The following is a 16,995-nucleotide window of genomic DNA, read 5'->3' on the forward strand; positions in this document are numbered from 1 at the left end:
CTACCAACTGAGCTAATCACCCGCGAACAATTGCTATGCAATTTATTCAACATCAACTGAGCTCTTAAGTTTGTCACTAAGCTCTGCTGCTGTGGATGTGTATTATATAGATTTATAGTTGCCTGTCAAACAGTTTTTTAAAATTTCCGTAAATAATTTAAAATAATTTCTGTATAGCGTTATCGATAGGCACGCAAGCCACGTGTTTACTGAGGTGGCCATAAAAGCACTTATTATGGCTAGCTATTGTTTGATGGCTAAAAACTACTATACTATTGATAATATTTTACGACTCATGCTTTATTTATTTTAATCGTTGGAGGCTGGCATAGATAATTCCATTGTTGAACAAACTGCTACGACCTGGTCTTGGGGTGATTTTGCAGGATTGGGTTTGGTATTGCACATTGTTCTCATGATAGTCATGACGCTACGTGTTGTGTCGGTGCAGCGAAATATAGGTGTGTCGATTGCTTGGGTCGCTGTACTCTATACAGTGCCTGTTTTTGGATTTATCGCTTATATACTGCTAGGTGAGCCAATGATTGGGCGACGCTATCGCGAGCGGGTAGACCAAGCGGGCGTATTGATGAATGATATGGCACAGCGTGAGCATTTGGTTTTTGATCAAGGTAAAGACTTATTGCCAGCCAACTATCGCGGTGTCAGTCAAATAGGCACGCGCTGGACAGGGCTAGGGGTATTTCCTAATCATAAAATGCAGTTATTGACTGATCCCAATACTATTTTTCAGAGTCTAATCGAAGATATCAATGCTGCACAGAGCATTATCCTGATGGAGTTTTATATTGTTTATCCTAAGGGACAGGTGATAGAGGTCATAGAAGCGTTGTCAGCAGCATCGCAGCGCGGGGTAGAGTGTCATGTATTGGCGGATAGCGTGGGCAGTTTTAGCTTCTTTAATAGTGATGCACACCAGACATTAGAAAAAGCAGGCGTTTTTGTCCATCAGTCGCTGCCAGTGGGTCTGTTTAAGACATTGTTTAAGCGTTCTGATTTGCGCAATCATCGTAAGCTCGTTGCTATTGATGAATATATTGGCTATATCGGTAGCTTTAACTTGGTCGATCCGAGGTTTTTTAAACAAAATAAAAATGTTGGCCAGTGGATTGATGTGGCAATACGCATGACCAGTCAACACTCTATTAGTATTACGACAGCCATGGCAATCGTGGTGGCCACGGATATCGGTGCCGAAAATAATGACAATCTACACGCACTTAATAAGCGAGTAAATGGCTATACACGTAAGCTATATGTGATGAACCCAACTATTAATGATCTAAACAGTCGGGTAAAAGTGCTAGGGAGTAGTATCGACTATCATAAACAGCCAGATATTGGCTCAACATCGATTGTGATACCGAAGATGCCTATTGTAGAGGATGTGATTGCTCAGCTAATACCTTCAGCACCGCAAGTGACGGAACACGTGATTTATAATACATTAGTCACGGTGATTCATCGCGCTAATAAACGTATTCGTATTACCACTCCGTACTTTGTACCTGATGAAGCACTGTCAGGCGCATTGACGACAGCCGCCAAGCGAGGAGTTGATGTCACGCTGATTGTGCCCGAAAAAGTTGACTCCTTTCTTGTGCAGCATGCATCTCAAGCCTATTATCAAGAGTTGTTGGAAGCGGGTGTGACCATTGCTTTGTTTAAAGGCGGGCTGTTGCATACCAAAACGGTGGTGATTGATGATGATTACTGTCTGTTTGGCACTGTGAATATCGATATGCGCAGCTTTTACTTAAACATGGAGGTCAGCTTGGCTATTTATACGCCAGAGATGGTTGCCCAAGTGGCAGATTGCCAAGCGGCTTACCTAGAAAGCTGCCGGTTTTTGAGTTTAGAAGATTGGCAGCAGCGTCGTGGATCAGAGCGGTTGTTTGACAACGTCGTCCGTTTATTTAGTCCTTTATTGTAGCGTTTTCAATTTTAGGGTAAGGTAAACCGCTGATCTTGTTTTGGTGCCATGATGGTTTCATGTTTTCTATTATTAATTTATCCATATAAAGGACGCGCTTGTCTATGTATGCATCGTCTGCATCACCCCTAACGCCTTTTGACTATATTGCAGCAGGCTATTGGCAAGACTTCTTAGCGGGACGAGCCATCGCTGGCGGTATTGCCTACGAAACGGAGCTTCGTGATTGCGTGCTAGATGAGTCACTGGCAAGTTTACAGCGCATAGATACGCTATTGTCGCAGATACGCCGTGAAATGATTAAAGTCGGTCAATGGAATGAAGAATCATTATTGGCCGATGAGCACTATCGTAATTTCATGATGTTTGTGGCATTTTATGCAGGACAGGTATTGGCGCAGCAGTGGCAAAGCACATCGCATTGGTACGGACAGTTTGAGCTACGTAAACGCTATCCAGAATTGTCACTCATAGCAGATGACTTTTATCAGCATATGGCAGTTATTTATCGTGATGACGTTGCGGTTAGTGCCGATGCGTCATTGTTTTTTGCCTTAGAGCCAATTGGGCTACGTCTATTTGGTCATATTGATAGACAGTTCGAGGCGGTACAAGGTGGTCAAGTCGCTAGCGGTCTATATCAAGCGGTTAGTGCAAGATTGCCAAAACTAAATGATAGCCAAGTGGTTGAATTAGGCACGCCAGTTCAAGTTGCTCAAATTACTGAAAGCAACTTAAAGTATGCAGATATAGATATAGATATAGATATAGATATAGATATAGATACAAATGCAGGCTCTGACAAAGAGAACGTCAAAGCAGTTGATATGCATACGGCATTAGAAAAACAATGGGTAAATGATACGCCAGCTGCTATACCAGAACCTAAAGTACTCGCTCAGCCAGACAGTCAAAGTCAGCTTGCCTTAGCCAAAGAAGAGCCGATAATAGAACAGGTTAAACCAGTAGAAAGTGCTACCTCAGAACAGGCTATCTCTAGCCAATTGTCAAAACAGCTATCAAATCAGCCATTAATACCTTCAACATCGATAACAATTCCCTCAAAAGACTTGTCGATGCCAGAAATGTTTACACAACTGCGCATAGAGTTAGAGACTATTGAAGTGGTTCAGACAACTGGTCAGACTGAATATCAGCAAGCCAGTAATGTATTGGAGCAGTTTGAGCAACACATTGCCAAGCAAAACAAGCCGCGCTCGCAGATTGTATTTTCAGAGAATCATTTGGCTGCCAAAAAACAAGCGTTGTCAAAGTTACAAGAAGTGGCAAGAGCCGGAAATACCGCCGCGATGTTACGATTAGCGATGTATGAGTTGCTCGATGAAGGTATAGCGGCTGATAAAAGTACTGCTACAGAATCGGGTACCGCTTGGGTCAAGCAAGCAGCTAGCAAAAATGACAGTCGTGCTCAGCGCCTATTAAGTAAGATGTTTTATCAAGGGCTAGGTGTGGCGCAAGATATCGATAATGGCAAATATTGGCTAGAGCAAGCAGCAGAAAATGGCCATATGGAAGCCGCAAAAATCGTTGAGCAATGGCAGCAAGCACAAACACTGATAACGACCCAAAAGCAAGAGCAGCATAGTATCAAGCGTTATCAGTTATTATTTGCAGCCGTCATAGTGGTGGCGTTACTGATATTAATTATTGTTTAAAGGCTTTTTACTAAGTTAGGTGTTTAATTCCTGACTTATGTATGCGATAAAAGTTTATTGTTACGCGCTAAATTCAGGTAGAATTGGCGCAATTTTTACCGCTACCTTCTACTATTCGATCCATTACTAATCTGGGCTACTTCATGCCATCGTCTAATACCTCATCCGATTGTCCTTCATCCGCGATTGATTCTGAATCGTTGACTAGCCAAACTGTCTATCAGCCGCCATCTTATTACCAGTTTGCCATCAGCTTACTTAAGCCCGCGTATCGACTGCAAGTATGGCGACGATCACATAAGCGTGACAACTATCGGCAAGAAGTTGAGCAGCGTTTTGGTAAAAATTATCCATCAGTTCCAATAGTAAATGCAAAGGATGCGAGCCTCGCACCAGTAGATATGCCTAGCACAGATAAAGGTATCATTTGGTGCCATGCGGTCTCATTGGGTGAGACCAATACGGTCGCACCGTTACTCGATATGCTATTGGCTAGTGGGTATCAGATATGGTTAACCAACACCACTCAAACTGGCTTTGCTCGTGGTGCGAGTCGTTTCGCCGATGAGATTGCTCAATGCCGAATGAGCCACAGTTACGTACCTGTCGATAGTCCTGCCGTGATAGAACGATTTTTAGCTCATGTAAAGCCTGATATCGCATTGTTTGTAGAAACAGAGCTGTGGGCAAATATCTTAACCAAACTGTCCGAACATCGTATTCCTAGTATCTTAGTCAACGGTCGGCTATCCGCGTCATCTTTTATACGTTATCAAAAGATAGGTTCTGTCAGCCGTAGCATGATGAAAAATCTTGCATTAATTATTGCGCAAGACAATGAATCAGCCAAACGCTTTCGACAATTGGGCGCTGATAGTGCGCAAATTCGTGTGGCAGGCTCATTGAAGTGGGTGATTAATACGCCAAAAAATAATGCTGCTCATAGCACCGCTCACAGCAATATGGCTGTTACTGATGCGAAGGTAGTCGATGTAGAAGACGAATATCACTATATACAACACCAAAAAATTGAGCTAGCAACAGAGTTGGGTGTCGTAGGTCGACCGATTTGGGTGGCAGCAAGCACGCATGGTGGCGAAGAAGAAATCGCATTGTCACTGCACAAACAGCTACTATCCAACCACGCACTTGCTGATGCGCTACTTATTATAGTACCTAGGCATCCTGAGCGTTTTGACGAAGTCGCAGCACTCATTCAAAGTACAGAATTAACGATGGCACGGCGTAGCGCAGAGGAATCTATTAGCGTAGATACGCATGTTTATCTGGCTGATAGTATGGGTGAGCTAATGACGTGGTATCAGTTGGCAGATGTGGCATTAGTTGGCGGATCTCTAGTTGATGTGGGTGGGCATAACCCCGTGGAGCCAGCCAGTATCGCAACGCCTGTCCTGATGGGAGGCTATACTCAGTCTTGCCAAACGGTGGTTGATAGATTGTCAGAAGTTGGCGCGTTATATCAACCAAACAATACTTTTTATCGTCCTGTTGCTTCAGATGCAGCGAGTACAACCACTTTACCTAAGGCAGGTAAAAATGATGATGTGGCACTCATTTATCAGCAGTTATTATCTTGGTTGAATCATCTCGATGTCGCAAAGCAGGCAGGACAAGCAGGCGCGCAATTGACTGTACAGAAACAAGCCGTATTGGTGCGTCAATTCACCATGATTGAAGACGTGATTGAGCAATACTCAAATCAAGAGCTGCTATGAACTGTATATTATTGCCTGCTACGAATTTCTCGAACGACTCAGCAGTAATCAATGAGCTATCGCAAATTAGCCATGTCAATAAAGTACTGGGTGCAACAGTCGGTGACACGCTAAAAATTGGCCAGTTAGAAGGTCATTTAGGCACTGCTATCATAAAAAGTATCAGCGCTGATAGTATCCAGTTGTGCGATATTCAACTTAATGTTGTGCCGCCGCCTAAGTTAGACCTTACTGTGGTATTAGCATTACCACGCCCCAAAGTATTACGACGCTTGATCATGGACATGACCGCATTGGGTGTACGCGATATTGTCCTGATCAATAGCTATCGCACCCAAAAAAGCTATTGGCAAAGTCCAATGCTTGAGCGGCTCGATGAGTTTGTATTAGAAGGACTGCAACAAGGTGTTGATACGATTGCACCTCGTATCAGGTTAGAAAAGCGCTTTAAGCCATTTATCGAGGATGAGCTGGCAAGTCTAATTACCAATCGTGCTATCGTCGCGCATCCGTATAGTGATCTGTCATTTGCACAGTACTTACTACAACAAACACTACAGCAATCACTAACGCTTCCAAGCTTGGTCTGTATCGGTGCTGAAGGTGGCTGGATAGATTATGAGATAGAGTTACTTGCCGCACAAGATTGCACAGCCGTAAATATAGGACCTCGCATCTTACGTACCGAAGCCGCCGTGAATGCTATTTTAGGACAGTGGCTGCTACAGTAAAGTATGGTCAGAGAGTTGCTAATAGTCAGAAAATGGCTACGGCGGTACCTTACTTAGATGTACTAGTTACCTTGCTTAGATGTACCACTTGTACAATCTTCAGGCGGCTGCCTTGTACCTATTTTAGACCTCTTTAGCTATATCAAAAATACCTGAAAATACGCAAAAGCTCTGTGAGTCATTTGGCCGTCAAAGTTGATAAACAGGTATCTCAATAATAATTGCTGATTCATAAAGTTAGCATGATTCTGAATCAAACAAATGGATTGATAATTACTCTCATTTCGATTAGTATATCGTGTTCATCTGTCGCAGTATTGCCCCTTTTGATAGTCAGGGTTTTATTGCCATTCTGTACCATTGCTGTCTTATCTTTTTTAGCATTATTATGGGGAAAACCATGTCATTAAGTGCCATTAGCGCTAACCTAACTTCTACCAAGCTTATCTTGCCTGTTGCCGTATTTGGCATGATGTTGGGATTGGCAGGCTGTAGTAATTCATCTACGACAGAAGAAACTGGAGAGGCGGGTACTGAAGAACAAGCTGCTAACGATGGTGCTACAGGTGCAGATGAGCAAACGATTACTATTTATTCTTCACGTAATGAGCAGTTAATCAAACCGTTATTAGATCGTTATACTGAACAAACAGGTGTGAAGGTTGAGTTGGTGACGGACAGTACAGGCCCGCTGATGGCACGTTTGAAAGCGGAAGGTCAGAATACGCCAGCCGATATGCTGTTGACAGTGGATGCTGGTAACTTATGGCAAGCGGCAGAGCAAGGCCTGTTACAGCCAGTATCGTCTACTATATTAGAAGCCAACGTTCCTGCAAAATATCGCGATCCAAAAGGTCAATGGACAGGTCTGTCATTACGCGCTCGTACTATCTTTTATGACCCAAGCAAAGTCAGCGCCGACCAGCTATCTACTTATGCAGATTTAGCCGATCCAAAATGGAAAGGCAAATTATGCCTACGTACCTCTAAGAAGGTATACAACCAATCGCTTGTGGCTAGTATGATGGAGCATTTGGGCGAAGAAAAAACAGAAGAAATCGTTCGTGGTTGGGTTGATAACTTAGCCACTGATGTATTCAGTGATGACGTTGCTATGCTAGAAGCCATCGCCGCTGGTCAGTGTGAAGTGGGTGTTGCCAATAGTTACTATTATGGTCGTCTGCTAGATGAAAAACCAGATTTCCCAGTCAGTATATTTTGGGCAAACCAAGACACGACTGGTACGCATGTGAACATCTCAGGCGCTGGTGTGGTAGCTGGATCTGATAATCCAGACGGTACGCTTAAACTCATAGAGTGGTTGTCATCTGATGAGGCGCAAGGCCTGTATGCCAGCTCAGATAAAGAGTTCCCAGTCAAAGAAGGTATTGATGAATCAGACCTACTCAGATCATGGGGCCCATTCAACAAAGATGATATTAATGTGCAGAAGTTTGGCGAATTGCAAACCCAAGCCATTCAGTTGATGGACAAAGCAGGTTATAAATAGGCGTCACTACCAATAATACCAATCTTAAAAACGAGAATAAGCTAGCTAGCTAAGTTTGATACGGCTCATAGTGTTTTTAGGGTTGGTATGATGTAAGGTCTTTATGCGTATGACACGGTAATAATTTATGAGCACAATGCCAGACGCTTCTGTACGTCAGAATGATACAGTCAATGACACGGTAATTAATAATACTATTATTGATAAGCATCAGATTGTCAGCCAAGACCATACCCTCCGTAAACGTATTATCTCAAAATCAGTCTTAGGACTGATTTCGTTGTTTATGCTGGTGCCAATTGTAATCGTACTGCTATCGTGGACCCAGCCTGTCGCGGATATTTGGGGTCACATGGCGGAGTATGTACTGCCGCAAGTCCTAAAAAACACCGCGATTTTGTTGTTAATGGTAGTAGTGATTTCTGGAACGGTTGGCACCGCGCTTGCTTGGGTGACCAGCATGTACCGCTTCCCTGGGCAGCGGTTTTTTTCGTGGGCATTGATGTTGCCGCTCGCGATACCTGCCTATGTTTTAGCATTTGTTACTCTCGGTATTGTAGATTTCAGTGGACCATTGCAGACAGGTCTACGTGATATGGGTATCAGCACTGCAATCCCTTCGGTACGAAATGTCTGGGGTGCAGGTTTGGTATTATCCCTAGCATTTTACCCCTACGTTTATCTATTGGCACGCCAAGCGTTTTTATCGCAGGGCAGGCGGGCGATTGAAGCAGGGCAGATGCTAGGCTTAAGCCGTGGCCGCGTGTTCTTTCGTTTGGCATTACCGCAAGCACTTCCGTGGATTATTGGTGGTCTGTTATTGGCCAGCATGGAAACGCTTGCAGACTTTGGTGCAGTGTCTGTCTTCAATGTCGATACGTTTACGACGGCTATTTACAAAGCATGGTTTGGCTTCTTCAGCCTAACGACTGCGGCACAACTGGCAGCGTTATTAATCGGCATGATATTTATCGTTGTATTGTTTGAGCAGTATTGGCAGGCAAAGCGCGGTCAGTCTATCACTCAAGGCAGTAGCCAGCGTTTTGAAGTTAGTAAATCAGCTAAATGGGCCATGACATTACTGTGTACGTTAGTGTTTTCAGTGGCTTTTTTCATACCGTTTCTCCAGCTTATCTATTGGACTGCATTAAACTTCAGGCAAGATTTCGATGCGCGTTATATTGGTTTTGTGACCAATAGCCTTATGATTGCGAGTATGACCACGATTTTCATTGGCTTTTTGGCCATTATTATTGCGTGGATAAAACGTCAATATCCTGATAAGTCAACCAAACTAATGACCACTTTGGCCAATTTGGGTTATGTGGTACCAGGTACAGTATTGGCTGTCGGAATCTTCATTCCAATCGCATGGTTAGACAATCAAATGATTGCCTTTGGCATTACGTCACAGCAAGTGCTCTCAGGCAGTGTTATTGTTATGCTATTGGCATTATCAACGCGCTTTATGACGGTGAGTTTCCAACCCGTCGACCGTCAATTGCAACGGCTGACTGTCAATCAAGAGGCGGCTGCTAAATTACTGAGTGATAGCGCTTATCAACGATGGCGACATGTGATGTTACCAGTGCTCAGTCCTGGTGTACTGACCGCGTTATTGATGGGCTTTGTCGAAGTGATGAAAGAGATGCCGATTACGCTAATGACCAGACGTCAAGGCTGGGATACATTGGCAGTACGGGTGTTTGAGATGACCAGTGAAGGCATGTGGGGACGCGCCGCGTTGCCAAGCTTATTGATTGTGCTGGTTGGTCTGTTGCCTGTTTGGATACTATTGCGTCAAAGCGACAAGCAAAGCTAAACGTGGTGTCAACATTCACCTCAAATATTATAGTCTTTCGTCGTAATTTTTCTATCGTTCTACTGCTTTATCTACAGGTTTTATTTACTAATCGCTAACTGGTACCGTCTATGCACACTGATTCAATCAAATGCTCATCAGGCTCTCAATCAATGGATACTGAAGCAGATACTAGTATCAACCCTTATTTTAGTGTGCAAGATTTAATAGTGGGTTATGACGATACGATCATCGTTAATGGACTGTCGCTAGTGCTACAGCAAGGCGAGATTGGCTGCTTTTTGGGTTACAGCGGTTGCGGGAAAACCACCGCATTACGCGCTATTGCAGGGCTAGAGCAAAGTCGTGGCGGTAATATTCATCTGAGTAATCAATGTTTAACAGATATCACCGATCGCAAGTCATATGCAGTAGCGCCTGCCAAGCGTGGTATGGGTATGGTGTTTCAGGACTATGCATTATTTGGTCATCTCAGCGTGGCAAAGAACATCGCTTTTGGTCTCAATAAATGGTCTGCCGCTGATAAAAAAGCACGTGTCGCTGAAATGTTAAGCCTTGTTGAATTGACCGAGCACGCGGACAAACGTCCAAATGAGCTTTCAGGTGGGCAGCAGCAGCGAGTAGCCTTAGCTCGTGCATTAGCGCCGAAGCCTAAACTATTGCTACTTGATGAACCGTTTTCGAATTTGGATGTGGTGCTACGAGAATCATTGGCAATGAATGTCCGTGATATCTTAAAACGCACCAATACCACGGCTATTTTGGTAACCCATGATCAAAACGAAGCCTTTGCATTAGCGGATAAAGTTGGGGTCATGCAAGCAGGTAAGTTGGTGCAATGGGCGACGCCGAGCGAACTTTATCATGAGCCAATCAGTCCTTTTGTTGCTGAGTTCGTCGGCGAGGGTGCGATGATAGATGGCATCATCAAAGAAGGTCATGTTGAGACAGCACTGGGTAATATTTATCGCCGTACGGAAGTCTATGATGAGTCTGGTCAACCGCAGTACTGTGAATATGATTATCCAAACGGTACATTGATTAAAGTATTGGTGCGCCCTGATGATATCATTCACGACGACGATAGTAAGCAGACGGCATTGGTTATCGGGCGTGTGTTTCGCGGTGCGAACTACTTGTACCGCTTACAACTAGACGATGGGCAGACAGTACTGTCGCTAGTTGCCAGTCATCACAATCATGGCATAGGAACACGCATCGGTATTTTGCCCATGCTTGAGCATGTAGTCGTGTTTGATGAAAAGAATATCAATGCGACCACATGGTCAGAGTATGATAGATCAGAAGAGGCACAGTAGTAGTTGCGTATCAATTTAACGAGTGGCCAGTATGTGCAAATAGCGTCCCAGCCACTTGTAGGGTTCTAGTTGTGAGTAGCGCAGTTCCATCCGAATGACTGCTTCTGGGTCATTATGTCCGCCACGTTTGAGCGGTGCATAGTCATGAAATACACGCAGACCACTGGTGCGCACCGTTTTATAATGATGCGTTGCCAGCCAAGACTCTACTTCTTCTTTAGCGACAGGGTAATTGGGCGTTAGGCTTTTTTTGTTGTCAGCTTTGTATTCGGGATTATCAAGTAAATTAAAATTCCCCATGATCAGGTTGCGATAATCGAAGCTGGCTGGGTTATAAAAGCACAATGACAGCGCACCATTATCTGTTAGATGCTGATCAAAAAAGCTCATGACTGCAGCGGGCTCTGCCAACCATTCAAGTACGGCATGACAGAGTATCAAATCAAATTTATCTTTCTTATCACCGTTTACCTTATCTGTTAGCTTTCCTGCAAGATCTTGATACGGGCAAACATGCCATGTGATATCTAACACTTGATCACTCTTTTCCGCACTTGCTTTTGCTTTTTCTAGCATATTCTCAGAGATATCATTGATCATCAGTGTGTGACCTTGAGCAGCAAGTTCAATCGAAATCTGAGCCAATCCTGCACCCACATCTAAGATACGTAGCGGTCGATTCAGATCTTTGCTCATTTGTGTGCAATATTCAAAGATGTCACGGCGTAGCACTGCCAATCGAATGTCACCTTTTAAACCGCCGTAGACCTTCTTTTCAAAATGATCAGCAATGGCATCAAAGCTACGATCTGCTCGATCAACTTCTGCTCGATCAACTTCTGCTCGATCAACTTCTGCTCGATCAACTTCTGCTTGTTCAACTTCTGGTGATATGGAACGGTTTGATTCAGGTTGGCTGTCTTGAGATTTAGTTGGCATAAGGCATTCAGATCAATAAGTAAGAGATTTAGAGTATAGTCAGCGAACTACCAAACCGCTACGGTGTTACCCTTCCTAGAGGTACTATATGTACAATCTGCGGTCGGCTGCCTTGTAGCTGTTTTAGATTTCTTTGACTATAAGAAAAGTGTTCAGTTCAACTTAGGGCGTGTCCTCAATTCAATCGATAGTTATCTAAATGGGTTAAAAATGGCTAAATCTTGCCAAACAGCGTCAAATAGCTGACTAATATCTCGATATTATCTGCGCTATTTTCCTTGTTTGACTGCAATTTATCTCATTTTTATCACCATTTTTAAAATGAGGACACGCCCTAGCGTTTCAAACGTCTGTTAATGACCCATTTGAAGATAATTTTCGATAAAATAATAATGACAAATACGACGATAACAAACACCCACATACCATTGCCTTGTAGGTTTTCTTGATAGGCTTTTGCCAAGTATGCTGATAAAGCCATTGCGACTAAAAGTGCGCCCCAACGGACATACGGCACAGCACGATTATTATGGTTAGGAAATTTAGAAACATAATCGCTCGAAAAGCTATACAGCACCATTGCTAAAATCCAAACAATCGCAAGAATGATATCCATAATAAGAGTAGCCTGTTAAGTCGTTATTTAAGTGTTGTAAAAGATAAGTTAGTGTAGCGTTTAAATTTTTTTTGTCTAGGGCATGTTTTCAATTTACTGGATAGCCTTTACATGGGCTAGAAATGGCAAAATCAGCCAATCAAAACGTGCCTGTTAGTAATATATTTTCAGAGGGTGTTGATTGCTTCAAATATTGCAGTTAATAGGCTGTTTTGCTTGATTTTAATAGTGCTCGGAACCCCCTAAATCGGCAAATTTGTGCTAAAATAGCTTCTTTATTTTACTATCAAAAATATCATCATTTTCCCAGTATTTTTCACGCTTTATAGTGTTGCTGTTCCCGTTGTATTTATTGGTTTTTATCAAAATCTATGGGCGCTAATAATCTATCTATAAAGCCTGCAAAATTAATAGCGTGGATATGAGTGAAGGAGTGTATATGAGCGAGTCGGTCAGTCCTATTGGCATCGTAGATGAACTGAAGCAGTCCTATCTGGATTATGCGATGAGCGTGATTGTCTCGCGTGCGCTACCTGATGTACGTGATGGGTTCAAACCTGTCCATCGCCGCGTGATGTATGCCATGCATGTGCTATCTAATGACTACAATAAGCCATACAAGAAGTCAGCACGTGTGGTCGGTGATGTCATCGGTAAATATCATCCGCATGGTGATAGCGCTGTATATGATGCGATTGTCCGTATGGCGCAGGATTTCAGCTTGCGTTATCCGATGGTTGATGGTCAAGGTAACTTTGGCTCGATCGATGATGATCCTCCGGCAGCCATGCGTTATACCGAAGTACGTATGACCAAACTGACCCACCAGATGCTTGCTGATTTGGACAAAGACACGGTCGATTGGGAAGACAACTACGATGGCTCTGAGCGCATGCCAAGCGTCATGCCAGCGCGCATTCCTAACCTGTTGGTCAATGGTGCAACCGGTATTGCTGTCGGTATGGCGACCAACATGGCGCCGCATAACTTGACTGAAGTGATCAATGCTTGTTTGGCATATGCCGAAAACCCACAAGTTTCAGCTGAAGAGCTGATGTCACATATCTCAGGTCCTGACTTTCCTACAGGCGGTATTATCTATGGCCGTGCCGGTATCTTAGATGCTTATCGTACGGGTAAAGGCCGCTTGCATATTCGTGGTCGTTATCATATCGAGCCGATGAGCAATGCTGGTGTCAATCGTGATCGCGAGCGTATCGTATTCACAGAAGTACCTTATCAAGCCAATAAAGCCAAACTGATTGAGCGTATCGCAGAACTCGTACGTGATAAAAAAATCGAAGGCATTAGCGAAATTCGTGATGAGTCTGACAAAGACGGTATGCGTATCGCTATTGACTTGCGCCGCGGTGAGACTGCTGAAGTTATTGTTAATAACCTGTTTCTACAAACGCCACTCGAGTCTAGCTTTAGTATCAATATGGTCGCGCTAGATAACGGTCAGCCAAAGATATTGACCTTGCGTCAGTTGATTGCTGCATTTGTCCGTCATCGTCAAGAAGTGGTGACACGTCGTACTATTTACGAATTGAACAAAGCGCGCGTCCGTGGTCATTTGCTTGAAGGCTTAACCGTTGCACTGGCCAATATTGATGAGATTATTGCGACAATTAAAGCATCTGCAAACCGTGGTTTAGCACGTGAAAGCCTGCTAAATAATACGTGGGGCTCAGGTAGCGTCGTTGCGATGCTTACCGCTGCTGGCAGCCAATCTGTACGTCCTGAGTTTATCGAAGGCGAAGATCCTAAAGCACCGTTTGGTTTAATAGAGAATGACGCGAGTTATCGCTTGTCTCTTGAACAGGTCAATGCCATTTTAGATATGCAGTTGCATCGTCTGACTGGTCTTGAGCAAGACAAATTAACTGAAGAATACCAAGACTTATTACGTGAAATCGCACATTTAGAGTCTGTTCTTGGCGACTTTGATAAGTTAATGACCATTATCTCGAATGAGATGATTGAGATTCGTGATAACTTTGGTGACGAGCGCCGTACGGACATTATTGACTCACGTACTGACTTTAGCCGTGAAGACCTTATTCCAGAGCAAACCGTTGTGATGACAGTGTCGCGTACTGGCTATGCTAAGACTCAGCCAATTGATGATTATGTCGCGCAAAAACGTGGCGGTAAAGGTAAGTCTGCAACGGCGATGAAAGAAGATGATGTGATTGATCATTTAGTCGTGACATCCACGCATTCTACCGTATTGTGCTTCACGGATAGTGGGCGTGTGTTTAGCTTACGTGGTTTTGAAGTGCCTATCGCCAGCCGCGGTGCACGTGGTCGTCCATTGGTCAATCTAATTGGCTTAAATGGTGATGAAACCGTTACGACGATATTACCGATTCCAAAAATCGTAGAGGACACATCGGTTACAGGTGAGATATCAGACGCAGATATCTTAATAGATAGCGATGATGACTCATTAGAGGGCAGCAACCAAGCAGAGGCGCCTTTTGTCTTCTTTGCAACGGCTAATGGTACCGTGAAACGCGTAGAGCTCAAGCAGTTTGCAAATATTCGCTCGAACGGTCTCATTGCAGTTGGTCTAGAAGACGGCGATAAATTGGTCAGCGCTCGTATCACTGATGGTAGCCAAGAAGTGATGTTGTTTGCCTCAAGTGGTAAAGCCATTCGTTTTGATGAGAATGACGCTCGTGCGATGGGCCGTACTGCGAAAGGTGTCCGCGGTATGCGTCTGGCTACTGACGAATTTATCAAATCATTAGTCGTTATCGAAGATGATGTACGTGAAATTCTGATTGCTTGTGAAAATGGCTTTGGTAAACGTACATTCATTGATGAGTTCAATACGCAAAATCGTGGTGGTGGCGGTGTGATCGCTATCAAGACCAGTGAGCGTAATGGTGCGCTGGTTCGTGCCACTAAGGTTGATCCTGAAGATGACATCATCTTAATCTCTGACAAAGGCACGTTAGTTCGTACGCCAGTTGAGCATGTGGCCAGTTCTGGTCGTAATACTCAAGGTGTCACGCTGATTCGTCTGTCAAAAGATGAAAAGCTGGTCGCTATGGCACGTGTCGAGCACCAAGAAGGCGATGATGAGCTTATCGATGCCATGAAAGAAGATGGTACGTTCGATGTAGAAGGTCAAGAGCAGATAGATATTGATGCGGCGACTGGTGACGCAGTGTCAACCGACGTTAGTGATGTTATTGATATTGCAAACAGTGATGAATTAGACGGCGAGTAAGTGCCTCAGTAGTTAGCTTTTTGATCTAGTCTTATATGATTGTTCTAGAAAAGCCTCTGACGTTATCGTCGGAGGCTTTTTTGTTTTTCTGAGGATTATTAATTTTGAGGTCTGCTGTTAGCTCTTAAGTTATATAAACCCCAGCTTCTATAATTTTTTATAAATTACGCCCATAAAGTTATATTTTTAAGGCTGTTGTTATGTTTACGACCAATCAAACCTTTCAAGGTACCCTTGCATCGATATCATCGAGCTTTTTATTCGCGATGATGTTTCTATTCGGGCTTTTTATGCTGCCCTTAACTGGCACACAAGTAGCGTCATGGCGTGTGTTGATGATGCTGTTGAGTCTGATGTTACTAGTCAGTTTTACCAAGCAGTGGCAGCATGTGTTTGACTATATAAAGACGCTCAAGACGATCAAAGAATGGTTAATATTTATATTACCTGCACCGATTTTGGGTGGACAGATTTGGCTGTTTATGTGGGCACCGGTGAACGGCTTTGGTTTGGATGTCACTTTGGGCTACTTTCTGTTGCCGCTAGTGATGATAGTACTGGGTCGGTTTTTTTACCATGAGTATATGAGCGTATTACAGTGGGCGGCAGCACTATTTGCAGCGATGGGTATCGGCTATGATATATTCCAATATGGGTCAATATCTTGGGTGACGCTGTTTGTGTGCTTGGGTTATCCGCCATACTATCTGCTGCGGCGTACACTGTCTGTGCCACCAGTGACGGGTCTGCTGTTTGATTTGACACTGCTCACGCCAGTGGTACTCACCATGCTATATTTTAGTGGTGGCTTTAGTGTGGCAACACAAGACATGAAATTTTGGTATCTATTGCCATTGCTTGGTGCTTTTAGTGCGCTTGCGATGTCGTTGACAATGATTGCTAGTAGTAAGCTGCCCGTGTCATTATTTGGGGCATTAAGCTATGTAGAGCCTATGCTGCTATTTGTGTTATCTATTACCGTTCTCAGTCAGAGTCTTGAGGAGGGCGGTTCTCTCTTTATGTACGGCATGATTACGCTTGCGCTACTGGTTATGATGGCGGATAGTGCGACAGGCTATATGGTTCGTCGCCGTGATGATCATTTGCATGGTTATAGAGAACCGCAGATAGGGGGCTTTCCTCCACGGCGTCATTTTATCAATCAGCGTATCGATGGCGTGCTAACAGCCCATCGTTTTCGTAAGAAACGCCGCTACCAAAAAAAGATGAATAAGATACAGCAAAAAATAGAGAAACTTGATTTAAAATAATTAGTTAGGTGCATTTAATTTACTCAATGAAGAAGTTGAGTCAATAGGTGAACACTGGCATTGCTTATCTGTTTTGACTTTGACATAATGCCCGCCATGATGTAAGCACGATACATTCAAAGCGTTCAACTTAGATTGCGCGACGACCTTATTTGCAAAAGCCTCAGACGTTCTCGTCTG

General features: G+C 43.7%; 11 protein-coding genes. 9 read left to right on the top strand and 2 right to left on the bottom strand.

All coding sequences use genetic code 11. The features are described from left to right. The first annotated feature begins 316 nt into the window (after positions 1 to 316). The 7 genes from I6E84_RS12840 (at position 317) to I6E84_RS12870 (ending at position 10,748) form a co-directional block, all read left to right on the top strand. Positions 317 to 1,954 carry a cardiolipin synthase gene (locus I6E84_RS12840; RefSeq protein ID WP_265090874.1) on the top strand — a complete coding sequence of 546 codons (1,638 nt, stop codon included), beginning with the start codon at positions 317 to 319 and terminating at the stop codon, positions 1,952 to 1,954. 104 nt (positions 1,955 to 2,058) lie between these two features. Further along, positions 2,059 to 3,630: a tetratricopeptide repeat protein gene (locus I6E84_RS12845; protein WP_197218381.1), complete on the top strand. Its 1,572-nt coding sequence runs from the start codon at positions 2,059 to 2,061 to the stop codon at positions 3,628 to 3,630. 143 nt (positions 3,631 to 3,773) lie between these two features. After that, positions 3,774 to 5,366, top strand: coding sequence for a 3-deoxy-D-manno-octulosonic acid transferase (locus I6E84_RS12850; RefSeq protein ID WP_197218382.1), 1,593 nt, complete (start codon positions 3,774 to 3,776; stop codon positions 5,364 to 5,366). After that, the gene (locus I6E84_RS12855; protein ID WP_197218384.1) at positions 5,363 to 6,097 is read left to right on the top strand and encodes a 16S rRNA (uracil(1498)-N(3))-methyltransferase; all 735 of its coding nucleotides are present in this window, start codon (positions 5,363 to 5,365) and stop codon (positions 6,095 to 6,097) included. The genes I6E84_RS12850 and I6E84_RS12855 overlap by 4 nt, the downstream gene beginning before the upstream one ends. Positions 6,098 to 6,497: 400 nt before the next feature. Further along, positions 6,498 to 7,607, top strand: coding sequence for an extracellular solute-binding protein (locus I6E84_RS12860; RefSeq protein ID WP_197218385.1), 1,110 nt, complete (start codon positions 6,498 to 6,500; stop codon positions 7,605 to 7,607). A 127-nt stretch (positions 7,608 to 7,734) separates the two neighbouring features. Further along, positions 7,735 to 9,429 carry an ABC transporter permease gene (locus I6E84_RS12865; RefSeq protein ID WP_197218386.1) on the top strand — a complete coding sequence of 565 codons (1,695 nt, stop codon included), beginning with the start codon at positions 7,735 to 7,737 and terminating at the stop codon, positions 9,427 to 9,429. 110 nt (positions 9,430 to 9,539) lie between these two features. Further along, positions 9,540 to 10,748 (top strand): ABC transporter ATP-binding protein, encoded by a 1,209-nt coding sequence (locus I6E84_RS12870; RefSeq protein WP_413786952.1) that lies wholly within the window; start codon positions 9,540 to 9,542, stop codon positions 10,746 to 10,748. Positions 10,749 to 10,763: 15 nt separating this feature from the next. Here I6E84_RS12870 and I6E84_RS12875 read toward each other — a convergent pair whose 3' ends face one another. Continuing rightward, positions 10,764 to 11,687 (bottom strand): methyltransferase, encoded by a 924-nt coding sequence (locus I6E84_RS12875; protein ID WP_197218387.1) that lies wholly within the window; start codon positions 11,685 to 11,687, stop codon positions 10,764 to 10,766. 334 nt (positions 11,688 to 12,021) lie between these two features. Next, complete coding sequence (locus I6E84_RS12880) at positions 12,022 to 12,303, bottom strand: hypothetical protein (protein ID WP_110922345.1); 282 nt, start codon at positions 12,301 to 12,303, stop codon at positions 12,022 to 12,024. Positions 12,304 to 12,742: 439 nt separating this feature from the next. Here I6E84_RS12880 and gyrA point away from each other — a divergent pair, with 439 nt between their 5' ends. Next, positions 12,743 to 15,544 carry a DNA gyrase subunit A gene (gene gyrA / locus I6E84_RS12885; RefSeq protein WP_197218388.1) on the top strand — a complete coding sequence of 934 codons (2,802 nt, stop codon included), beginning with the start codon at positions 12,743 to 12,745 and terminating at the stop codon, positions 15,542 to 15,544. 200 nt (positions 15,545 to 15,744) lie between these two features. Further along, entirely contained in the window at positions 15,745 to 16,815 is a 1,071-nt protein-coding gene (gene rarD / locus I6E84_RS12890) for an EamA family transporter RarD (protein ID WP_197218389.1), read from the top strand. Positions 16,816 to 16,995 lie beyond the last annotated feature (180 nt).

It is taken from the genome of Psychrobacter sp. SCQQ22 (assembly GCF_015864605.1).
Lineage (GTDB): Bacteria > Pseudomonadota > Gammaproteobacteria > Pseudomonadales > Moraxellaceae > Psychrobacter > Psychrobacter fozii.